The sequence below is a fragment of the Collinsella sp. TM05-38 genome, from assembly GCF_003466445.1.
Classification (GTDB): Bacteria; Actinomycetota; Coriobacteriia; order Coriobacteriales; family Coriobacteriaceae; genus Collinsella.
This window is the reverse complement of record NZ_QSPM01000002.1, coordinates 18,132-40,171: the sequence shown is the minus strand read 5'-3', so window position 1 is coordinate 40,171 and position 22,040 is coordinate 18,132. Positions and strand designations below refer to the sequence as shown.

Below are 22,040 nucleotides of genomic sequence, written 5' to 3'. Positions count from 1 at the left end.
CGCGTGAAAGGGGCGGTAATGGACATCCTCATTCCCATTATCGGAGTCGTCTGCATTGGACTCTTTATCTATGACATCTACATTCTGATGAGGAGTGATTCGTAAACTATGGACGCTGCGATTCAGTACATCTTGTACTTTGCCGTGCTCGTCGTCCTGGCCGTTCCGCTCGGTCGATTCATGGCCCATATCATGGATGGTGAGCATACGTTCCTGTCGCCTGTGATTGCTCCTGTGGAGCGTGGCGTCTATCGTCTGCTTCGCATCGACGCGGCAGAGCAGATGGGGTGTAGGCGCTATCTGGCGAGCGTGCTGGTCTTTTCGGGGATCGGCCTCGTGGCTCTTGTGGCACTCCAGGCGCTTCAGTCCTTCTTGCCAGGCAATCCCCAGCACCTGCCGGGTGTGCCGTGGGATCTGTCGTTCAATACGGCCGCTTCCTTCATAACCAACACCAATTGGCAATCCTATTCCGGTGAGACCACCCTGTCCTACTTTGTGCAGTTCATGGGCCTCACCGTGCAGAACTTCTTGTCCGCCGGCACCGGTATCGCGGTCATGTTCGCGCTGATCCGCGGCTTCCGTCAGGTCAAGGAGCAGGGTCTGGGTTCCTTCTGGGTCGACCTCACCCGCACCGTCCTGTATGTGCTCATCCCGCTGAACCTCGTGTTCGGCATCTGCCTGGCTGCCGGTGGCGTCATCTCCAACTTCCAGCCGGCTCAGAAGGCTGAGCTCGTAGAGCCCGTCGCTGTCCAGCCTAATGCAGACGGCGGCTGGAGCGTCATCGACGGCGCCCAGATCGAGGGCGACACGGTCAAGGTCGACGGCAAGGTTGTCGAGGGCGCGCGCGTGGTCACCGAGCAGTTCCTGCCCCAGGGTCCCGCGGCTCCTCAGGTCGCCATCAAGCAGTCCGGCACCAACGGCGGCGGCTTCTTCGGCGTGAACTCCGCCCATCCGTATGAGAACCCCAGTGCCTTCACCAACATCATCGAGATGACCATCCTGCTGCTGATCCCGGCCGCCTGCTGCTTCACCTTCGGTATCGGCGTCAAGAACACCAAGCAGGGCAAGGCTATCTTTGCCGCCATGTTCATCCTGCTGGTGATCTTCACCGGCATCATCGCCGTCAACGAACATGCGGGCACCCCGCAGCTGGCCGATGGCGGAGCGGTCAATATCGAGATGACCGACGGCCAGGCCGGCGGCAACATGGAGGGCAAGGAGAGCCGCTTTGGCATCGCCTCCTCTTCCACCTGGTCCGCTTTCACGACGGCTGCTTCCAACGGCTCGGTCAACTCCATGCACGACTCCTACACCCCGCTCGGCGGGTTTGTCCAGATGCTCCAGATAGCGCTGGGCGAGGTGGTGTTCGGCGGCGTGGGCTGCGGCCTGTACGGCATGATCGGCTTCGCCATCCTCACGGTGTTTATCGCCGGCCTTATGGTCGGCCGCACGCCCGAGTTCCTGGGCAAGAAGATCGAGCCGACCGAGATGCGCTGGGCGGTGGTTCTGTGTCTCGCCACTCCGTTCGCCATTCTGGTGAGCTCCGCTATCGCCTGCATGGTGCCCGGTCTTGTCGACCAACTCAACAACGGCGGGGCGCATGGCTTCTCCGAGGTGCTGTATGCCTTCACCTCATGCGGCGGCAACAACGGCTCGGCGTTTGCAGGCATGAACTGCAACACCCCGTGGATCAATGTGCTGCTGGGTATCGAGATGCTGTTCGCGCGGTTCCTGCCGATTGTGGGCACGCTCGCCATTGCGGGCTCGCTGGCCGGGAAGGGCAAGGTCGCCGAGAGCGCCGGCACGCTTTCCACCACCAATGCCATGTTCGTGTTTCTGCTGGTATTCGTCGTTCTGCTGATTGGCGCCCTGAGCTTCTTCCCGGCGTTGGCGCTTGGTCCCGTTGCCGAATTCTTCCAGATGGTTGCGTAAAGGAGTCGCAGATTTATGGCTATGCAAAAAGACATGATGAGCCGCGCGGTGCGCGATTCATTTGCCAAGCTTGACCCCCGTGTCCAGGTCCAAAACCCGGTTATGTTCCTGGTGTGGCTTTCGGCCGCCATGACCTCCATTCTGGCCATCGCCTCTATTTTTGGGGTACAGGACGCCGGCGTCCCCACGTACTATGTGATCGCCATTGCCGTCATTCTCTGGCTGACCGACCTCTTTTCAAATTTTGCCGAGGCACTTGCCGAGGGCCGCGGTAAGGCGCAGGCAGACTCCCTGCGCGCGGCGAAAAAGGACGTCGAGGCCCATCGCATCGAGTCCGTCGAGGATAAGGACCGCTTCACGGTCGTTCCCGGTACCGAGCTCTCACGCGGGGATCTGGTGGTCGTGCGCGCCGGCGAGCAGATTCCGGGAGACGGCGATGTCATCGAGGGTGCCGCCTCGGTTGATGAGTCGGCCATCACCGGCGAGTCTGCACCCGTGGTTCGCGAGGCTGGCGGCGACCGTTCTGCCGTCACTGGCGGCACTACCGTGCTTTCCGATTGGATTGTGGTGAAAATCACCAGCGAGCCTGGCCAGAGCTTCCTGGATAAGATGATCGCCATGGTCGAGGGCGCCGCCCGCAAGAAGACCCCCAACGAGGTCGCGCTCGAGATCTTTCTGGTTGCTCTGTCCGCCATCTTCATCCTCGTGACGCTCGCACTGTACTGCTACTCGAGTTTCTCTGCAGGGCTCAACGGTATGGCGAACCCCACCGCTGTGACCACGCTCGTTGCCTTGCTCGTCTGTCTGGCGCCCACCACCATTGGTGCGCTGCTGTCCGCCATTGGCATCGCCGGCATGAGCCGACTGAACGAGGCCAACGTGCTGGCCATGTCCGGCCGCGCCATCGAGGCCGCCGGCGACGTCGACATCCTCATGCTCGATAAGACCGGTACCATCACCTTGGGCAACCGACAGGCCGCTGAGTTCATTCCGGTCGACGGTGTCGATCCGGCAGAACTCGCCGATGCCGCGCAGCTGTCCTCTCTGGCGGATGAGACCCCCGAGGGCCGCTCCATCGTCGTGCTCGCCAAGGAGCAGTTTGGGCTGCGCGGCCGCACGCTCGAGGATAAGGGCATGGAGTTCATCCCCTTCACCGCGGCGACCCGCATGTCCGGTGTGAACTACGCCGGCAGCGAGATTCGCAAGGGTGCGGCCGATTCCGTTCGCGCTTATGTGGAGGCTGCCGGAGGAGTGTTCTCGAAGGAGTGCGACGAGGCCGTCGAACGCATTGCGAAGGTGGGCGGCACCCCGTTGGTCGTGGCAAAGGACCGACGTGTGCTGGGTGTCGTCTACCTTAAGGACATCATCAAGTCCGGCGTGAAGGAGAAGTTCGCCGACCTGCGCCGCATGGGTATCAAGACCATCATGGTGACGGGCGATAACCCGCTCACGGCGGCCGCCATCGCCGCCGAGGCGGGCGTGGACGACTTCCTGGCCGAGGCCACCCCTGAAGGCAAGCTCGAGAAGATCCGCGAGTTCCAGCGTGAGGGCCACCTGGTCGCCATGACCGGCGATGGCACCAACGATGCGCCGGCGCTCGCCCAGGCGGACGTCGCCGTGGCCATGAACACCGGCACTCAGGCCGCCAAGGAGGCCGGCAACATGGTCGACCTCGACTCCAGCCCCACCAAGCTCATCGAGGTCGTGCGTATCGGCAAGCAACTGCTCATGACCCGCGGCTCGCTCACGACCTTCTCGGTCGCCAACGACGTCGCCAAGTATTTCGCCATCATCCCGGCGCTGTTCTCGCCGATCTACCCCGGGTTGGACGCCCTCAACATCCTGGGGCTCACCAGCCCGTTGTCTGCCGTGCTGTCCGCCATTATCTACAACGCGTTGGTCATCGTCGCGCTGATTCCTGCCGCCCTGAAAGGCGTGAAGTACCGCGAGCTTTCGTCCGGCCAGCTGCTGACCCACAACCTGCTGGTGTGGGGTCTGGGCGGTATCGTGGCGCCGTTCGTATTCATCAAAATTATCGACATACTGCTGGCCTTGTTCGGCATTGGCATGATGTAGACGGAGGTTTGTATGTTCAAAGGTATCGCATCGCGCGCACTTGGCGTGTTCGCGCTGTTTACCATCGTCTGCGGCCTGGGATACACGCTCGTGGTGACCGGCGTCGCGCAGCTTGCGTTTCCGTACCAGGCGAACGGATCGCTCATTACGGTCGACGGCAAGGTTGTGGGTTCCGAGCTCATCGGCCAGAACTTCGATGACGAAGCCCACATGTGGGGTCGTATCCAGAACGTATCAATTGTCGAAGGCGAAGACGGCGAGCTCATGGCGTATGGTGCCCCGTCCAACCTGTCCCCGGCGAGTGAGGAGTATCGGCAGCTGATAGATGCGCGCGTGAAGAAGATCCGCGCCGCCAACCCCGATGCCGATATGGACGCTGTGCCCGTCGATCTGGTGACGTGTTCGGGGTCCGGCCTCGACCCGGAGATCTCTCCGGATGCCGCCGAGTACCAGGTTCCGCGCCTTGCCAAGGCCACGGGCAAAAGTGAGGACGAGGTGCGCGACATCATCGCCGCGTGCACCAAGGGCCGTTTCCTCGGCATGTTCGGCGAGCCCACGGTCAACGTGCTCAAGGTGAATCTTATGCTGGACGGCGCGCTGTAGGTGAGGGGGTGGCGGATGAGGGCATGACTGACTATCTGAGCCCTCAATTCCACCCCACCCATCAGTTGCGGTGAAATACGGTCTGTTTTGGCTGTCAGAAGCCTTATCTACTCCGTATTCCACCGCAACTTTTTTGTGAGGGTCGGGATTGAAGGTGGGGAGTGCGAGCGAGTGCGAATGCGGCGGTTACTGATACGATAGGTACGTTAGCAACTGCCGCCGAGCGGCTCAAACGAAAGGAACCCTGTATGGAGTCCTCCGCCTATCCGATGCTCTTTAGCCCGATCAAGGTCGGTACGACCGAGGTCAAGAACCGCGTCTTTATGCCGCCGGTATCTACCAACCTGGCCGATCACGGCTATGTGACCGACGACTTGGTCGACCACTACCGCGCCCGCGCCAAGGGCGGCGTGGGCCTGATCATCACCGAGGTCGTGACGGTCGAGCCCACCTATACCTATCTGCCGGGTGACATGTGCTGCTACGACGACTCGTTTATCCCCGGCTGGGAAAAGCTTGCCGCAGCCGTTCACGAGTACGGCTGCAAGATCATGCCGCAGCTCTTCCACCCCGCCTACATGGCCTTTAACATTCCGGGCACGCCGCGCCTGATCGCTCCGTCCTTTGTGGGCCCCTCCTATGCCCGCGAGGCGCCGCGCCCCATCACGGTCGATGAGATCCACGAGCTCACGCATCAGTTCGGCGACGCCGCCGTGCGTATGCAGAAGGCCGGCGTCGATGGCGTCGAGGTCCATGCGGCGCACGCCCATGGCATGCTCGGCGGCTTTTTGACTCCGCTCTATAACAAGCGTACCGACGAGTACGGTGGCTCGCTCGACGCCCGCATGCGCTTCTTGCTCGAGGTCATCGCCGAGATTCGCGAGCGTTGCGGCAAGGACTTCATCATCGACGTCCGTATCTCGGGCGACGAGTACACCGATGGCGGCCTGACCCTCAACGACATGATCTACGTCTCGCGGCGCCTGGAGAAGGCCGGCGTCGACATGATTCACGTGTCGGGCGGTACCACCATCAAGCGCGGCTCTGCAATTCCCGCCGCTGGCACGCAGCAGGCTTCGCACGCCGCTTGCTCGCGCGAGATCAAAAAGCATGTGAACATTCCCGTTGCCACCGTGGGCCGCATCAACGAGGCATGGATTGCCGAGGAGCTGATCGAGGACGGCGCTGCCGACATCTGCATGATGGGCCGCGCCAATCTGTGCGATGCCGAGTTCTGCAACAAGGCGGCTGCCGGCAACGCCGACGAGATTCGTCCCTGCATCGGCTGCCTGCGCTGCCTGAACGGCATCATGTTCGGCAAGCGCATCTCCTGCACCGTCAACCCGGACGTGGAGCGCGACGAGGCCGGCTACGAGCCTGCCGCCGAGGCCAAGAACGTGCTCGTCGTGGGCGCCGGCCCCGCGGGTATGGAGGCGGCCTACATTGCCGCCAAGCGCGGCCACAACGTGGTGCTCGTGGACAAGCAGGATGAGCCGGGCGGCGAAATGCGCATCGCAGCCGTTCCGCCGGCAAAGCAGGAACTCACCCGCGTGATCAAGTATCAGTACCGTCGCCTGGCCGAGGCCGGCGTCACGTGCGTCTTTGGTACCGAGCTTTCGGCCGAGGACATTCAGCGCGATTACGCGGGCTACGAGGTTGTCCTGGCTTATGGCGCCGAGCCCATCGCTCCAGCCTTTATGCAGGGCTTTAAGCAGGTTATGACGGCTGACGACCTGCTGGGCGGCAAGGCCTTCCCGGGCAAGAAGATCGTCATCGTGGGCGGCGGCACCGTCGGCTGCGAGACGGCCGATTACCTGGCCCCGTTGGTCAACGACCTGTCGCCGGCCAATCGCGATGTCACCGTCATTGAGATGACCAAGACGCTCGCCGCCAACGAGGGCGGTGCCGGTCGCGCGGTGCTCATCACGCGCATGCTCTCCAAGGGCGTTCACGTGCTGACCGAGGCCAAGGTGACCGAGATTACCGAGGACACCATCAGTTACGAAAAGGATGGCCAGATCCACACCATCGCCGATGCCGATACGCTGGTGCTTGCCATGGGCTACCGCCCCAATACCAAGCTTGCCGATGACCTTGCCGCTGCCGGCGTTGTCACCCACGTGCTGGGCGATGCCCAGAAGTGCGGTAACATCCGCGACGCCATCGGCGATGGCTACAAGGTCGCCTGCGAGCTCTAGTCAACCCCTTGGTGCATGAGGGGGGGGGCGTCTCTGCGCCATCCGATAGCAAAACAGCGGTGGTGTCCCGGGTTTCGGGATGCCGCCGCTTGTTCTTGTGATCCTGGCGACGTGAGCGCGCCCTATTTCACCGCAACTGAGGGAATGGGGGATGCGATAGTATTACGTGGTGATATTCGACAAACCGTGAGCTTCATCCGAGGGCTTTATGGAACAGCACCAGCATTATCAGAGCCTGCAAGATCAGGCATACAACGCATTGCGCTCCAAGATCATCTATGCCGAGCTCAAGCCCGGCACGCGCCTTTCGGCGATTGGTCTGGAAAAGGAGACGGGAATCGGGCGCACGCCTATTCGCGAGTCCTTTGTGCGCTTGCGTGAGCAGGAGCTGGTGGAAACGCGTCCCAAAAGCGGCACCTATGTCTCAAAAATCAGCATGGAGCGCGCCGAGAACGCCTGTTTCTTGCGAGAGAAACTCGAGAGAAGCGTGCTCATTAAATGCTGCTCTGCCGCCACGCCCGAGCAAAAGCAGCGGCTCGAGCGGATTCTTGCCGAGTCCGAGTCGCTCGACCATAGCGAAACGCGTCGCTTTTTCGATCTGGACAATCTGTTCCATGAGACGTGTTTTGAGATTGCCGGTCGCCACATGTTGTGGGATTGGATGAAGAGCGTCAACACACATTTTGAGCGCTACAACTGGTTGCGTATGGTGTCGCAGGATCTGGATTGGGAGCCGATTCGTCGGCAGCATCGCCGGATTCTCGAGGCCATTAAGAGGGGCGATACCGACACGGCGAGCTACCTGGCAGAGACACACCTGCATCTGATGCCCGAGGAGCAGGGCCCGGTTATCGTCTTGCATCCCGACTACTTTGAGCTGCCTAAAGACTCGGCCATCTAACTCGCGCCCTTTATTAGCTGCGGTGAAATTAAGATCGTTCTGCGGCTCTGGTGGCGTAGGCAGTTCGTATAAATGCCTAAAATGGCTCAGGTTGCCGACAATTGGGAAACGGGGTGCGCTATGGCGCAGATGAGAATCAAGGACATTGCCGCCGAGGCGGGCGTGAGCCCGGCCACGGTTTCGCGCTATCTCAATAACCGCCCCGGGCAGATGACCGAGGAAACCCGCGCTCGCATCGCGGCGGTTATCGAGCGCAACGGCTATCGCCCACGTGCCGCCGCACGCAATCTGCGCAGCTCGCGCACTAACCTCATTGGCGTGATCTTGGCAGACATCGCCAACCCGTTCTCCAGTGCCATGCTCGAAGGGCTTTCCGCCAGCGCCGCCGCGCGCGGCTGCTCGCTCATGACGGCCATTAGTAGCAATGACCCCTCCAAGGAGGCAGAGTCGCTCACCAGACTTATCGATGCCGGCGTGGACGGCCTGGTCGTCAATACCTGCGGAGGCAACGACAAGGCGATCGCCGCGGCCGCGGGACGCCTGCCTGTCGTTCTGCTCGACCGCGATGTTGCCAATGGCGGCATCGATCTGGTGACATCTAACAACCGTGAGCTGGTCGCCGGCCTGGTAGACGCCTTGGCCGCTGCTGACAGCGAGCGCCTGTGCCTGCTCACTGAGGCAAGCGATGACAGCCCCGTGCGTCGCGAGCGCGCCGAGGCCTTTGCCGACGAGCTTTCGCGCCGCGGTCTTGCGGGCGAGGTCGTCACCCTGGCCGACGGTGGCGCCACGGGTGTCAGTCGCCTGGACGAGACCATCCGCGGCTATGCGGGTAAAAAGCTCGGCCTCATTGCCGTCAACGGTCTGGTCTTCCTGCGCCTGACCGAGGCGCTGGCACAGTTGGGACCTTCGTTGCCGGCGGGTCTCAAGATCGCAACGTTTGACGACTATCCCTGGAACCACGTGCTCTTTGGCGGTGTGACCACGGCCGCGCAGGACACCCTCACCATTGCCGAGCGCGTGGTCGAGCGCCTGTCCGAGCGCATCGACGTCGTTACCACTACGGTGGGCGACGCCGCAAAGCTCGCCCCCAAGCGCATCGAGGTCCCCGGCCACATCGAACACCGCGCTACGACCTCGCGCTAACCATTCGTTCGTGCTTGGCACCCGCCTGCTCGCGCACGTTTTTTGAGCGCTTGATACGCTTTAACCCTGCGGAAACATTTTTCTGCGATAGTATCTGCGGTATAGACCAGTCGAAACCCGCCCGAAAGAAAGGGGAGCGACATGAACCAGCAGAACATCGATTACGTACTCCGCTCCGTAGAGCAGCGTGACATCCGCTTTGTGCGTCTGTGGTTTGTCGACATTCTCGGCCGCCTCAAAAACTTTGCCATTAGCCCCGAGGACCTCGAGGTCGCATTTGAGGAGGGCATTGGCTTTGACGGCTCGGCCATCGAGGGTTTTGCCACGCCCGAGGAAGCCGATATGCTGGCGTTTCCCGATGCTTCGACCTTCCAGATTTTGCCGTGGCGTCCGAGCCACAACGGCGTCGCCCGTGTGTTCTGCGACGTGTGCACTCCCGATCGCAAGCCCTTCGCCGGCGATCCGCGCGATGCGTTGCGTCGCATGTTCCGCAAGGCAGAGAAAGCCGGCTATCTGCTCAACGTGGGCGCCGAGCTGGAGTATTACTACTTCCCCGACGAGCACACGCCCGAGCCTCTCGACAACGTGGGCTACTTCGATCTTTCGGTGAGCGATGCCGCTCGCGATCTGCGCCGCAACACGGTCCTTACGCTCGAGAAGATGTCCGTGCCCGTGGAGTACACCTTCCATGCCGCCGGTCGCTCGCAGCACGGCATGAGCCTGCGCCATGCCGAGGCCCTGAGCATGTCCGACGCCATTACCACGGCCAAGCTCATCATTAAGCAGCAGGCTTACGAGAGCGGCTGCCACGCCTCCTTTATGCCCAAGCCGTTGGCGGGCGAGGACGGCAGCGCCATGTTTTTGCATCAGTCGCTGTTCGACCACGACGGCAACAACGTCTTTTGGGGCGAGGACGACGAGAAGTACCACCTCTCCGATATTGCCAAGCATTACATGGCCGGCATCCTGGCGCACGCGCGCGAGATCAGCGCCATCACCAACCCCACCGTCAACTCGTACAAGCGCATCACCACGAGCGGCGACTCCGTGCCGCAGTACGCCACGTGGGGCTTGCGCAACCGCGCAAGCATGGTTCGCATCCCGGTCTACAAGCCCGGCAAGCAGCTGTCCACGCGCATCGAGCTTCGTAGCCCCGATCCCATGGCCAACCCGTATCTGGTCAACGCCGTCACGCTGGCGGCTGGTCTCGACGGCATTGAGCGCAAGCTGGAGCTCCCGCCCGAGGCCACGGCCGAGACGCTTAAGCTCAACGACCGCCAGATGCTCGAGGCCGGTTACACGCCGCTGCCGCGCTCGCTTAAAGAGGCACTCGACGTCTTTGAGGACTCGCAGTTTATGAAGGATGCCCTCGGCGATCACATCCACGGCTTCTTCCTCAAAAAGAAGCGTGACGAGTGGCATAAGTTCGAATCCACGATCACCGAATGGGAGATCAAGCACTACCTGGCGAACTCCTAATCGCGCTGGCTTGTCCCAGTACGATTGAGCTCATTTCTTTGGAGGCCGATATGTCCGAAAAGAGTGCCCTGTTCATGGCGCGCACGACGCGCTTCCACGAGTTTGCCCGCAGCTTGACGACCACCCTGGGTGTCGAGGTGAGCCTGGCCACCCCCGATTCGCCGACTGCGGCGCACGACTTTGACCTGCTGATCCTCGATTCCGATGGCATCCGCAGCGACCGCATCGATCAGATTGCCAAGTGGCTTGACGATCGTGGCGGCGTCCCCATGCTGGTGATCGTCGACGACGAGGCGCTCGGCACCCTGCGCCTGCCCAATCACGCGCATGCCGACTTTGTATGCCCCACGGCGACGCCCAACGAGCTCAAGGCTCGCGCGCAGCGCCTGATGGGCGAGGAGGAGACCGTCACCGCCGACGATGTGCTCAACATCGATAACCTCGAGATCAACCTGGCTACCTACCAGGTGACGCTCGATAACGAGCCCATCGACCTGACGTTGATGGAGTACTCGCTGCTGAGCTTTTTGGCCACGCACCCCAACCGCGCCTACAGCCGCGAGGTGCTGCTGCACCGCGTGTGGGGCTTTGAGTACTGCGGCGGTACGCGTACCGTCGACGTGCATATCCGACGCATCCGCTCCAAGGTGGGCCCGCAGATCGCGGCGCACATCACCACCGTCCGCGGCGTGGGCTATCTGTTTAAGGACTAGATTTCCACCACAAAGGGGGCAGGCGCCTTTGTGGTGGCTTTGCCACAGGTGGGGGTCCCTTTCGGGTCTGCAACAGAACTTAAACCTTCCTAAAAGATTTCGTTCTCATACACGTTCGCCCACATATTGGGGTACAACTCAACGTGAACAATGATGGCCCGCCACATGTTTGGCGGGCCTTTGGTTATTTGACGAAAGGATTGCAGCATGAACGAGAACGATCCCCAGCGTCCCCAGGATGCGGGCAACGCCGGCGAGACTCAGCAGCAGCCGCGCGTGCAGGTGGAGTCGACGCCTGCCGACAGCAACATTCCCTACGTGCAGGCCTACGACACGCAGACCGGCAAGCCGCTGGGCGGCCAGCAGGTCGTGAACAAGCACACGGTGGTCAAGACCAAGACCAAAAAGCTGCCGATCTTTATTACGGCACTCGCCGGCTGTGCCTGCGGAGCCTTGCTGGTCATTGCGCTCATTATGAGTGGCACGCTCGATATCGGCGGCGGAAAGAACAGCGTGACGGCGGGCGCTTCGGGTTCGTCGACGCAAAAGATCACCATCGACTCCGAGGACACCACGCTGGCCGAGGCCGTCTCTGCCAAGGCGCTGCCCTCCGTCGTTTCCATCGCCGCCACTTCGAGCGGTAGCCAGAATGGCTCGCTTTCGCAGTCTGCCGACGAGTCGGATAGCTCGGGCAGCGTCGGTTCGGGCGTGGTGCTCGATACCGAGAGCCACATCCTCACCAACAACCACGTGGTCGATGGTTACGACCAGTACGTGGTGACCATGGACGACGGCACCACCTATGAGGCCGAGTTCGTGGGCAACGATGCCTCGAGCGACCTCGCCGTCATCAAGCTCAAGGATGCCGATGCCTCCAAGCTCACCCCGATCGAGATCGGCGACTCCTCCAAGCTCAACGTGGGCGAGTGGGTCATGGCTATCGGTTCGCCGTTTGGCAACGAGCAGTCTGTCTCCACGGGTATCGTGTCGGCGCTGTATCGCTCCACGGCCATGAGCTCTACCAGCGGCAATACCATCTATGCCAACATGATTCAGACCGACGCCGCTATCAACCCGGGCAACTCCGGCGGCGCGCTCGTCAACGACAATGGTGAGCTTGTGGGTATCAACTCGCTCATCGAGAGCTATTCGGGCTCCAGCTCGGGCGTGGGCTTTGCCATTCCGGTCAACTATGCCAAGAACATTGCCGACCAGATCATCGACGGCAAGACGCCGGTGCATCCGTACATGGGCGCTACGCTTTCGAGCGTCAACGCGCTCAACGCCCGCACCAACAAGCTGAGCACCGATAGCGGCGCGTATGTGGCGAGCGTCGTTGAGGATGGTCCTGCTGCCAAGGCCGGCATTCAGGAGGGCGATGTCATCACCAAGCTGGGCGACGACGAGATCACGAGCGCCGATGGCCTGATCATCGCACTGCGCAGCCACGAGGTGGGCGAGAAGGTCGAGATCACGCTCATGCGCGGCAAGGAAGAGAAGAAGGTCACGGTTGAACTGGGCTCCGACGAGGAGCTGCAGAACCAGCAGCAGGACGACAGCGCGACCGACACCGGCAACGGCGGTATTACCGACGAACAGCTGCGCCAGTACCTGGAGGAGCTGCTAGGCCAGCAGGGCCAGGGCTACGGTCAGGGTTACTAACGAGCCACTCCACACATATCGAAGCCAGAGGGGGCTGTCCCGCCAACGCGGGGCAGCCCCCTCTTTTCGCGATGATCCCTTGGGGACGGAGGAAAACGGAGCACTTGTGGCTGGCAAGAGGCTTGGTTCGGAATGGCCTGGACAGTTAGTTCAGATACGTATAAATCTGGGGCAGCTTGGGATGCGTTTTGAGCAATTTTTGATTGGGATGGGGCTTGAATGGGCGTTTGGGAGGGAGAGCGGGACGTTTACATGGTCTCAGGGAGCCCAAATTAGTTGAAACAGGGGTGTTCGTGCCTGATCCAGCTCTAGGATTTATACGTATCTGAACTAACTGTCCACCCCAGTCTGGCGGCTGCCGATTCGGTGCGGTTCGAGACCGCTATTCGGCCTCATTGCGACCGGTGGTACTCTAGTATCCGTTTGAAATCGAGCGAAGGAGTGCCGCTATGGAGCAATCGAGCCTGTTTGGTGACGGCGTGGACATCGATACCGAAACGCCCACGACCGCGGAAGCCACCGCACCGACCGATGTCCGTGCCCAGGCGGCAACACGCGCGGCCGAGCTGCGCCACGAGCTCGACTACCATGCCTATCGCTACTACATGCTCGATGCGCCCGAGATCACGGACGCCGCCTTTGACAAAATGCTCGTTGAGCTGCAGGAGATCGAGGTGGCCTATCCTGACCTGGTGACGCCCGACAGCTATACCCAGCGCGTGGGCGGCTACGTGAGCGAGCAGTTTACGCCGGTAACGCACATGGCGCGCATGTATTCCATGGACGATGCCATGGATCTGGACGAGCTCGACGCATGGCTCCAACGCACCGAGGATGCGCTCGGTGCCGGCAGCGTCACCTATACCTGCGAGCTTAAGATCGACGGTCTGGGCGTGGCGCTTACCTATCAAAACGGCACCTTTGTGCGCGCGGCCACACGTGGCGATGGCACCACGGGCGAGGACGTATCGCTCAACGTCCGTACCATCAAGGATGTGCCCATGCACCTGTCCGAGCCGGCGCTCGCCCACATGGGCGCCGACCGCGAGCGCACCATTGAGGTACGCGGCGAGGTCTACATGCCTAGGGGCAGCTTTGTGCGCCTCAACGACGAGGCTGACGCCGAGGGCCGCGATCCCTTCGCCAACCCGCGCAACGCCGCCGCCGGATCGTTGCGTCAGAAGGATCCCAAGGTCACGGCTCGCCGCGACCTGGCCACCTTTATTTACGCCATCGCCGATACCGACCCGTTGCACGTCCACAGCCAGCGCGAATTTCTCGACTGGCTGCGCAACGCCGGCTTTAGCGTCAACCCCAACGTGGCTCGTTGCGCCGCGCCGGCCGAGGTCCACGAGTTCTGTGCCCAGGCGCTCGAGCACCGCGGCGACCTGGACTACGACATCGACGGCGTGGTCGTAAAGGTTGACAGCTTCCAGCAGCAGCTCGACCTAGGTTTTACCGCCCGCGCACCGCGCTGGGCCATTGCCTTTAAGTTCCCGCCCGAGGAAAAGCAGACCATCCTGCGCGAGATTCGCATCCAGGTGGGCCGCACCGGTGTGCTCACGCCGGTCGCCGAGTTCGACCCGGTGACGGTCGCCGGTTCCACCATCGCGCGCGCCACGCTGCACAACATCGACGAGATCCGCCGCAAAAACGTGCGCGAGGGCGATACCATCATCGTGCACAAGGCGGGCGACGTGATTCCCGAGGTCGTGGGGCCGGTGCTCGACAAACGCCCGGCCGATTCGGTCGACTGGCACATGCCAGAGGTCTGTCCCGTGTGCGGCAGCCCCGTGGTCCACGAGGATGGCGAGGTGGCATATCGCTGCGTGTCCATCGACTGCCCGGCGCAGCTCAAGGAGCGCCTGCTCCACTGGGTGAGCCGCGGCTGCATGGACGTGGACGGCCTGGGCGACGAGATCGTCGACAAGATGATCGCTGCTGGCCTGATCCACGATGTCGCCGACTTCTACCAGCTCACGGTCGACGACATCGCCGGCCTAGACACGGGTCGCGTGTATGCCAGCTCCAACAGCAAAAAGGGCGTCAAGAAGGGCGACCCCATCCCGGTGGGCCTCAAGACGGCCGAGAAAATCATCGCCGAGCTCAACAAGTCCAAGAGCCAGCCGCTCGGTCGCGTACTGTTTGCCCTGGGTATCCGCCACGTGGGCAAGAGTGTGGGCGAGGTCATCGCCGAACGATTCCTGTCGATTGACAAGCTCATCTTGGCAAGCGAAGAGGACATCGCCGAGTGCGAGGGCATCGGTTCCAAGATTGCGGCAAGCGTCAAGCAGTTCCTGGCCGTACCCGAGAACCTCGCCGTGCTGGAGCGCCTGCGCCAGGCGGGCATGTCGCTCGAGGTCGACTTGGGCGCCGCGCACGCGCAAGCCGCAGCCGACGCTGGCGTGGCCGGCGAGCTCGCCGACGCACAGCCGCTCGCGGGTCTGACCTTTGTGCTCACCGGCACGCTCGTCAACCGCACGCGCGACGAGGCAGGTGCGGCGCTCAAGGTACTCGGCGCCAAGGTTTCGGGCAGCGTGTCAAAGAAGACGAGCTATCTGGTCGCCGGCCCCAAAGCGGGCTCCAAGCTCACCAAAGCCGAGCAGCTGGGCGTGCCTGTATTGGATGAGGACGCACTCGAGCAGATTCTTGCGACTGGTGAGGTGCCCCAGGCTTAAGGCGCCGATAGCCAAATTAATCAAATTGAAGAGCCTCCCGGATGGTCCGATGCTATCCGGGAGGTTTTTATTCGGCCGCAGTAACGGGCACCGTGATCTGCGTCACGTAGGTTGCTGGGTCGTCGCTGATAATGTCATCGATCAAGGCGATCTCGCGCGAGGAGCCGGCGGGTACTATGCCGTGCTCGTGCATATAGCCGAGCAACCGCTCGTAGCGTGGGGCTGCTTGCCCGTGCGTGCCGCGGAAGCTTATGGTCAGGCAGTGCGCGGCAGGTCGCGTCTCAACGTCACCCAAGTAATCATCGGTGTCATCGAGCATCAGACAGACCTCGTCGTAGCCATCAAAATCACCGGCGGCGAGGCGCTCGGCGCCAATCCCGACGCCCAAGTTGCCCAGAAAGACAAAGGTCTCGTGCTGCCCCTTCTGCAGTTGACGAATCTGCCACTCCAGCGCATAGGCGTCGGTGGGGTTGACGCGTTCGCGCAGCACGGCGCAGCGAAGCTCGGGTGCATCGATTGCGCAAATGGTATCGAGCTCGGTGTTCAAGGCATCGTGAAGCAGGGTAAGCCGGTTGTCAATCTTGCGCGACACGCGCTCCAGTTCGCGGCGCTTGCGTTCGATGAGCTCCTGCTGCTGAGCCAGCTGCCGCTGCATAAGGTTCACATCGCGCGTGGTCACAAACTCACGGATTTGTGCGAGCGGCAAGTCGAGAACGCGCAGGTGGCTGATGGTGTTAAGGGTGGAGAGCTGCCGTGATCCGTAGTAGCGGTACCCGCTCGCCGGATCGATGTGCGCCGGGTCCAGCAAGCCCATCTGCTCGTAATGGCGCAGCGTGCCCACGCTCAGGTTAAACATGCGCGCCACTTCGCCAATGCGGAGCAGGCCCTCGGTATGTTCAGTTGGCGTGTCGGTCATGGGACCGCTCCTTTCGGTGGGCGGGGGAACGCTGGGGCCATGCAGCGCGGCCGTCGTATGACACGAACGAGCCGCTACGCCATCAGCTTGTCAAAAGCTCCGCGACGGTTGAGTACGGTAAATGCCACCACGCAAATAATCACCGACAGAATCGACCCGCACGGCGAGGCGATGCCCATGGGGAACAGCGTGTCGGAGTAGGCGTTCGACAGCAGCCACGCGCCGGGCACGCGAATGAGCACCACTGCCAGCACGTTGTGCGCAAAGCCGATGTAGCTCTTGCCATACGCAGCGAAAAAACCGCTAAAGCAAATGTGGATGCCGGCAAAGATCGCGTCAAAAATATAACTGCGCATATAGCCGGTGCCGGCCGCAACGACCGCGGCGTCCTTGGCAAAAAAGCCGAGAAACGCCGGTGCCACCAGCCACATCAGCACCGTGATCAGGCAGCCATATATCACCGAGATGGTCATGGCATCTTTGAGCACCTGACGCGCGCGGTCGCCCTTGCCCGCGCCGGCGTTTTGCGCCGTGAGCGCGCTGACGGTGGCGCCCATGGAACTCGGCACGATAAACAAAAAACTGATCATCTTTTCGACCAAGCCCACGGCGGCGGCGTCGACGAGCCCTCGGTGGTTGGCGATGACGGTGATGAACATAAACGCCACCTGGATGCAGCCGTCCTGCACGGCCACGGGCACGCCGATCTTAAGAATGCTGCTGAGCACCTCGGGCTGGGGACGCAGGTCGCTGCGCTTGAGGTGAATGTGCGTGCGGCGGCTCTTGAGCCACACGAGCGCGAGGGCAACGCTTGCCGTCTGGGCGGTTACCGTGCCGAGTGCCGCGCCCACGGGGCCGAGTCCCATGTGGCCGATAAACAAAAAATCGAGCGCGATGTTAATGATGCACGCCACGCCGATCACGTACATGGGCGAGCGCGAATCGCCCAGGCCGCGAAAGATGGCCGAGAGGATGTTGTACGCGGCGATAAACGGAATGCCGACAAAGCAGATGCGCAGGTAGGCAGCGGTGCCTTCGACCGCCTCGGCCGGCGTGCCAATGAGCGCCACGATCTGCGGGCACAACGCAAATAAGACGGCGGCCAGCACCACCGAGACGCCCATAAAGAGCGTGATGGTGTTGCCGATGGCGGCCTCGGCGCGGTCAAAGCGGCGCGAACCCACGGCGTGGCCGACGATGACCGTCGTTCCCATGGCCAGGCCCACGAGCGTCACGGTAATGATATAGAGCGTCTGCGCGCCATTGCCCACGGCGGTGATGCCGGCCGCGCCGCTAAACTGTCCCATCATGTACAGGTCGGCCATGCCGTAGAGCATCTGCAAAAAGTATGAGAGCATATAGGGCAGGGCAAAGACCGCAATGGTCTTAAGGACATTGCCGCGTGTGAGGTCGTGTTCCATGGGCGGGGCACTTTCTGGCTTGGGTCGTTTAGCTACCAGTGTAGTGAAAACCCTACAACGATTGTAGAGTCAAGGTTTGAGTTGAGGACCGGGCGAAAAAGTTGCGTGCGTAGGCATTTCCAATTGAATGCAGGTGCGTTGAACCATGTCGAGTTCACGCTAGAAAACGCCATTCGCCCTGCGTCGTGTCGTACGCATGTCGACCTATTCTTCCCGTGCGGTACTATATTCCCTAAAGAATAAAGACCAGCGTGAGGGGAGGGCTGCGTGGACGGGCACGTGCAACATGACGGCTTTGGCCGCGATATCAACTACCTGCGCATTGCCGTTACCGACAAGTGCAATTTCCGCTGCATTTACTGCATGCCGGCCGATGGCGTGGCACCCCGCGCGCACGACGAGTTGCTCAGTGCCGAGGAAATTGCCCACTTTGTGCGCTTGGTGGCGGGGGAGGGCATTCGCCGCGTGCGCCTGACGGGTGGCGAGCCGCTGGTCAGCCGCCGTATCATCCCGCTCATTCGCGACATCCGCGCGATTCCGCAGATCGAGGACATCTCGCTTACCACCAATGGCGCCCTGCTGCCCAAGCTGGCGTCGCAGCTCAAAGACGCCGGGCTTAACCGCGTCAACATTTCACTCGATACGCTCGACCCCGTGCTGTTTGAAGAGATCACCCGCCTGGGCTGGCTCGAGCAGACCATGGCCGGCATCGACGCGTCGCTGGCCTGGGGCTTTGAGCCCGTCAAGGTCAACTGCGTTGTTGTGCGCAGGCTCAACCAAGATGTGGCGGCCCTCGCGCGCCTGACCGTCGACCGTCCCATTCACCTGCGCTTCATCGAATACATGCCCATCGGCGACGAGCGTACGAGCTCGCATTGCGCCGTGAACCCTCATGCGCCCACGCTCAATCCGGCGCTGTGGGATGCGAGCGACACCGTGCCGAGCGACGAGCTACGGGCGCGCGTCAATGCCGGGGCCGCCACGGTGGGACTGGGCGAGCTCGAGCCGCTCGACATCAACGACGCTCCTGCCGGCGCGGGCCCTGCGCGCTATTGGCACTTTCCGGGCGCGGCGGGAACGGTCGGCTTTATCAGCGCCATGTCTAACCATTTTGCGCGAGCTGCAACCGCCTGCGCCTGACGGCCGACGGCAACGTGCGTCCGTGCCTGTTCGGCGATGCCGAGTATTCGGTGCGTGAGGCGCTGCGCCGTGGTGATGATATGCAGGTGCTTTCGATTTGGCGCGATGCCGTGGCCCACAAACCGCAGGAACACGCGATAATTGAGGGCACGCAACGATTTATGTCCCAAATCGGAGGAGGATCATATGGCCAAGAGCAGGTACGCCGATGCCACCAAGGCCGCTCGCAGGGCCGCGATGTCTGCCCACAAAGTCACGGCTGCGGCGAATGCTGGCAACGCCGACGCGACCGCACAGCCGTCTGCCGGCGCTGCTGCCGAGCCCGCTCGCGACGCCCGCCGCGACGAGCTAACGCATGTGGATGCCAAGGGCGAGGTTCGTATGGTCGACGTGTCCGACAAGGCCGAGACCCATCGCATCGCCATCGCCGAGGGCACCATCCTCATGCATCCCGAGACGCAGGCCATGGTGCTGCAGGATCGCGCCAAAAAGGGCGATGTGCTTGCCTGTGCGCGCGTAGCGGGCATCATGGCCATCAAGCGCACGAGTGACATCATCCCCATGTGCCATCCGCTGCTCGTTACCAAGAGTAAGTGCGATATCGAGCCTATCGCGCCGGCGGGGACGCCCGTCGAGGACGTGCCCGAGGGCTGGGCGCCGTCACGCGCAGACGGGCAGGTCGGCTTTCACGTGCTGGTCACAGCCGGTGTGACGGGCAAGACCGGTATTGAGATGGAGGCCCTGACTGGCGTGAGCGCCGCGTGCCTGACCATCTACGACATGTGCAAGGCCGTCGACCGCGGCATGGAGATCGTCGACGTACGCCTGCTGCACAAGGAAGGCGGCCACTCGGGCGTGTGGGATCGCGCCGAGCGTCAGGCCGCTGCTGTTGAGTCCGTGACCGCCGACAGCGCTGCACCCGCGAGCGCATCCGTCGCCGTCGCGCCCGCAGCTCCGGCACCGGCCGTCCCCGCGATTGCGTTTATCGGCTACCAGAACTCGGGCAAGACCACGCTCGTCGAGAAGGTTATCGCCGAGCTCACCCGCCGCGGCCTGCGCGTGGGTTCGCTCAGGCATCATGGACATCACGGCTTTGATATCGATGTGCCCGCTAAGGACACCTGGCGCCATCACCAGGCCGGATCCAAGCACGTTGGCCTCATCTGCGCCACGCGCTGGGCGGAGTACGCCGACACGCGCGAGGAGGACGAGATGCCCGCGCGCGAGCTGCTGTCGCGCTACAACGATGTCGACGTGGTGATCATCGAGGGCTACAAGACCGAGGGTTTCGACAACATCGTTGTCGCGCGATCGGGTGTCGACCGTCTGCGCGGCAAGAGCTCGCTCGACCTGGTCGACGGTCACACGTTGGCCCTTGCCTGCAACGAAGCCCTGGCGCGTCAGGCCTTCGACGCCGGCTTTGCGACCCGAGCCATCAACATCAACGACGCCCGAGCCATCTGCGACCTGATTCAGGACCATCTGGCCTAAAACCTGCCAAAAAGGGACAGGTTTATTCTGACAGGTTTTATCTGGGCAAACGTCATTTCCACCACAAAGGGGACAGGCACCTTTGTGGTGGTTTTTGCTTTGGTAGATGTGTGGGACATGTCTTACAATCTACCAAGTAGTTCATGACGGGCGAAAAACGGAGAGAAGGGGCTTGATGCGTCCTTAATGTTTCATGCGGATAGATTGATTTGACAGACGGTGGCGAATGCCCACCGTCCGCATTCGTATGAAACAAGGAGTCTCCATGCTCGCCTCTCTTTTCTCAAAGCCTCAATCATCGCTGTCCGTGCAGGCCAAGCGCCTGGTGGCGATGCGCTTTCTCATCTACACCGGTTTTCAGACCAGCTACTTTATCGGCGTCATCGGAACGCTCACCTATGCGGATGACGCCTCGGTCGTGGCGACATCGCTGGCCGTTCTGTTTATGAACGTTTTCGTGATCCTGGGGTCCTTTGCGGGTGGAGCGGCGCTCGACGCTTTGGGCCCGCGCCGCCATTTTTTGCTGAGCATCGTCGGCGCGCTGACAACCGGCGCGGCGATTATCGCCTTTGGCAGCGCGACCGGCATCGTCCTGCTCGGCGCGGTGCTCCTGGGCTTTGTGATGGGGTTCGCCCAGCCCATCGCCACATCCTATCCGGCCTACCTCACCGATGATCCCGTCGAGCTCAAAGACATCAACTCCGCCATCGCCATGTTTTCAAACGTGAGTATCATCGTCGGACCCACGCTGGGCGGCTTTGTCGCGGCGGCTGCGTCGTCGCGCGCGGTGTTTGTGCTCATGATGATCTTTACCGTACTGGCGCTCGCCGCCGGTTGGGGCTTTAGGCAAAGTGCAGGTCAGGCCGCCACACACGAAGGCAAACCCGCAATCGGCGACATCACGTCGGATAAGGCCAGCCAAAGTCCCGACCCCAACACATCTTCTCGCGCCACCTTCGCAGCCAGCATCAAGACAGTCTTCACCAACAGCGTCCTCGCCCTGCTGTTCTTCATTATCTTTCTTTCGAACTTTGGCTATGGCGCCTTCGATCCACTGGAGTCGTTCTTCTACCGCGATGTCCTGCACGTCGGTGTTGAGTGGATGGGCTGGCTCTCGTCGGCCAGCGGTGTGGGCGCGGTGCTGGGCGCCGTCCTCGCGCTCCGCATGCCGCCGCACCTGGTCAACCTTAAAACGCTGCTCGTGGCGCTCATGTCCGTGGGTCTGGGAAGTTTGCTCTATGTGGGAACACCGTACGTGGGCGTGGCCCTTGTCGGCCAGATTGTACTGGGCATAGCTTGGGGCATCGTCAACCCGCTCCACAACACGATCGTGCAAACGACGGCCCCGCTCGAGCAGCTCGGTCGCGTGAACTCGGTCATGGGCTTTGGCAATATGTTCGCCGGCGTGGCCCCGCTGGCTATTGCCCCGTGGCTGGCGGCGACGTTTGGCGTGCAGCAGACGCTCGTAGGGGCGGGCATGGTCGTGACGGCGGTTCCCGCGGCGTTGCTGCTATTTGGTCGCCGGCATTTGGATCGTGCCGCAAAGCAGTAAAAACCATCACAACATTCGATGAAAATCGCGATTTTGCCGAAAAACGTCGAATGTTGTGATGCTTTGCGTCTCGGGCCAGGCCATCCTGCGGGTCCGGCCGCCACAAAGGGGCCAGGCACCTTTGTGGTGGTTTTT

At 61.9% G+C, this 22,040-nt stretch carries 15 protein-coding genes and 1 pseudogene; 14 read left to right on the top strand and 2 right to left on the bottom strand.

Features of this window, described 5'->3' with window-relative positions:
• Positions 1 to 108: 108 nt before the first annotated feature.
• The 10 genes from kdpA (at position 109) to ligA (ending at position 15,385) form a co-directional block, all read left to right on the top strand.
• A complete protein-coding gene (kdpA, locus tag DXD49_RS01065; protein WP_117793988.1) occupies positions 109 to 1,932 on the top strand; it encodes a potassium-transporting ATPase subunit KdpA in 1,824 nt (607 codons plus the stop codon).
• A gap of 15 nt (positions 1,933 to 1,947) precedes the next feature.
• On the top strand, positions 1,948 to 4,008 hold the full coding sequence (gene kdpB, locus DXD49_RS01060; protein ID WP_117793987.1) for a potassium-transporting ATPase subunit KdpB: 2,061 nt from the start codon (positions 1,948 to 1,950) through the stop codon (positions 4,006 to 4,008).
• A gap of 12 nt (positions 4,009 to 4,020) precedes the next feature.
• Entirely contained in the window at positions 4,021 to 4,611 is a 591-nt protein-coding gene (gene kdpC, locus DXD49_RS01055; RefSeq protein ID WP_117763597.1) for a potassium-transporting ATPase subunit KdpC, read from the top strand.
• A 248-nt stretch (positions 4,612 to 4,859) separates the two neighbouring features.
• Positions 4,860 to 6,809: an NAD(P)/FAD-dependent oxidoreductase gene (locus DXD49_RS01050; RefSeq protein ID WP_117793986.1), complete on the top strand. Its 1,950-nt coding sequence runs from the start codon at positions 4,860 to 4,862 to the stop codon at positions 6,807 to 6,809.
• Positions 6,810 to 7,017: 208 nt separating this feature from the next.
• Complete coding sequence (locus DXD49_RS01045; protein WP_117793985.1) at positions 7,018 to 7,710, top strand: GntR family transcriptional regulator; 693 nt, start codon at positions 7,018 to 7,020, stop codon at positions 7,708 to 7,710.
• A gap of 120 nt (positions 7,711 to 7,830) precedes the next feature.
• Positions 7,831 to 8,853, top strand: coding sequence for a LacI family DNA-binding transcriptional regulator (locus tag DXD49_RS01040; protein ID WP_158564836.1), 1,023 nt, complete (start codon positions 7,831 to 7,833; stop codon positions 8,851 to 8,853).
• 141 nt (positions 8,854 to 8,994) lie between these two features.
• The gene (locus DXD49_RS01035) at positions 8,995 to 10,332 is read left to right on the top strand and encodes a glutamine synthetase family protein (protein ID WP_117734663.1); all 1,338 of its coding nucleotides are present in this window, start codon (positions 8,995 to 8,997) and stop codon (positions 10,330 to 10,332) included.
• Between the two features lie 50 nt (positions 10,333 to 10,382).
• Positions 10,383 to 11,045 (top strand): response regulator transcription factor, encoded by a 663-nt coding sequence (locus DXD49_RS01030; RefSeq protein ID WP_006234733.1) that lies wholly within the window; start codon positions 10,383 to 10,385, stop codon positions 11,043 to 11,045.
• 207 nt (positions 11,046 to 11,252) lie between these two features.
• Complete coding sequence (locus DXD49_RS01025) at positions 11,253 to 12,707, top strand: S1C family serine protease (RefSeq protein ID WP_117793983.1); 1,455 nt, start codon at positions 11,253 to 11,255, stop codon at positions 12,705 to 12,707.
• 449 nt (positions 12,708 to 13,156) lie between these two features.
• Entirely contained in the window at positions 13,157 to 15,385 is a 2,229-nt protein-coding gene (gene ligA, locus DXD49_RS01020) for an NAD-dependent DNA ligase LigA (RefSeq protein ID WP_117793982.1), read from the top strand.
• A 67-nt stretch (positions 15,386 to 15,452) separates the two neighbouring features.
• On the opposite strand, the gene DXD49_RS01015 is transcribed toward ligA, so the two are convergent.
• The gene (locus DXD49_RS01015) at positions 15,453 to 16,301 is read right to left on the bottom strand and encodes a MerR family transcriptional regulator (RefSeq protein ID WP_117793981.1); all 849 of its coding nucleotides are present in this window, start codon (positions 16,299 to 16,301) and stop codon (positions 15,453 to 15,455) included.
• 74 nt (positions 16,302 to 16,375) lie between these two features.
• A complete protein-coding gene (locus tag DXD49_RS01010) occupies positions 16,376 to 17,722 on the bottom strand; it encodes an MATE family efflux transporter (RefSeq protein WP_117734659.1) in 1,347 nt (448 codons plus the stop codon).
• Positions 17,723 to 17,989: 267 nt separating this feature from the next.
• Between DXD49_RS01010 and DXD49_RS01005 the strand changes: the two genes are divergently transcribed.
• The 4 genes and pseudogenes from DXD49_RS01005 (at position 17,990) to DXD49_RS00995 (ending at position 21,905) form a co-directional block, all read left to right on the top strand.
• A complete protein-coding gene (locus tag DXD49_RS01005) occupies positions 17,990 to 18,862 on the top strand; it encodes a GTP 3',8-cyclase MoaA (protein ID WP_233541711.1) in 873 nt (290 codons plus the stop codon).
• Between the two features lie 14 nt (positions 18,863 to 18,876).
• Positions 18,877 to 18,939, top strand: a pseudogene (locus tag DXD49_RS09850) (hypothetical protein); the annotation flags it as partial.
• Between the two features lie 109 nt (positions 18,940 to 19,048).
• The gene (gene mobB / locus DXD49_RS10005) at positions 19,049 to 20,353 is read left to right on the top strand and encodes a molybdopterin-guanine dinucleotide biosynthesis protein B (RefSeq protein WP_117793980.1); all 1,305 of its coding nucleotides are present in this window, start codon (positions 19,049 to 19,051) and stop codon (positions 20,351 to 20,353) included.
• 265 nt (positions 20,354 to 20,618) lie between these two features.
• Positions 20,619 to 21,905, top strand: a complete 1,287-nt coding sequence (locus tag DXD49_RS00995) for an MFS transporter (protein WP_158564835.1) — start codon at positions 20,619 to 20,621, stop codon at positions 21,903 to 21,905.
• The last annotated feature ends 135 nt before the right edge of the window (positions 21,906 to 22,040 follow it).

Excerpts from the sequence above, each read along its gene's own strand:
- kdpA (WP_117793988.1), top strand. The coding sequence starts at position 109 with ATGGACGCTGCGATTCAGTACATCTTGTACTTTGCCGTGCTCGTCGTC.
- kdpB (WP_117793987.1), top strand. The coding sequence starts at position 1,948 with ATGGCTATGCAAAAAGACATGATGAGCCGCGCGGTGCGCGATTCATTT.
- kdpC (WP_117763597.1), top strand. The coding sequence starts at position 4,021 with ATGTTCAAAGGTATCGCATCGCGCGCACTTGGCGTGTTCGCGCTGTTT.
- DXD49_RS01050 (WP_117793986.1), top strand. The coding sequence starts at position 4,860 with ATGGAGTCCTCCGCCTATCCGATGCTCTTTAGCCCGATCAAGGTCGGT.
- DXD49_RS01045 (WP_117793985.1), top strand. The coding sequence starts at position 7,018 with ATGGAACAGCACCAGCATTATCAGAGCCTGCAAGATCAGGCATACAAC.
- DXD49_RS01040 (WP_158564836.1), top strand. The coding sequence starts at position 7,831 with ATGGCGCAGATGAGAATCAAGGACATTGCCGCCGAGGCGGGCGTGAGC.
- DXD49_RS01035 (WP_117734663.1), top strand. The coding sequence starts at position 8,995 with ATGAACCAGCAGAACATCGATTACGTACTCCGCTCCGTAGAGCAGCGT.
- DXD49_RS01030 (WP_006234733.1), top strand. The coding sequence starts at position 10,383 with ATGTCCGAAAAGAGTGCCCTGTTCATGGCGCGCACGACGCGCTTCCAC.
- DXD49_RS01025 (WP_117793983.1), top strand. The coding sequence starts at position 11,253 with ATGAACGAGAACGATCCCCAGCGTCCCCAGGATGCGGGCAACGCCGGC.
- ligA (WP_117793982.1), top strand. The coding sequence starts at position 13,157 with ATGGAGCAATCGAGCCTGTTTGGTGACGGCGTGGACATCGATACCGAA.
- DXD49_RS01015 (WP_117793981.1), bottom strand. The coding sequence starts at position 16,301 with ATGACCGACACGCCAACTGAACATACCGAGGGCCTGCTCCGCATTGGC.
- DXD49_RS01010 (WP_117734659.1), bottom strand. The coding sequence starts at position 17,722 with ATGGAACACGACCTCACACGCGGCAATGTCCTTAAGACCATTGCGGTC.
- mobB (WP_117793980.1), top strand. The coding sequence starts at position 19,049 with ATGGCCAAGAGCAGGTACGCCGATGCCACCAAGGCCGCTCGCAGGGCC.
- DXD49_RS00995 (WP_158564835.1), top strand. The coding sequence starts at position 20,619 with ATGCTCGCCTCTCTTTTCTCAAAGCCTCAATCATCGCTGTCCGTGCAG.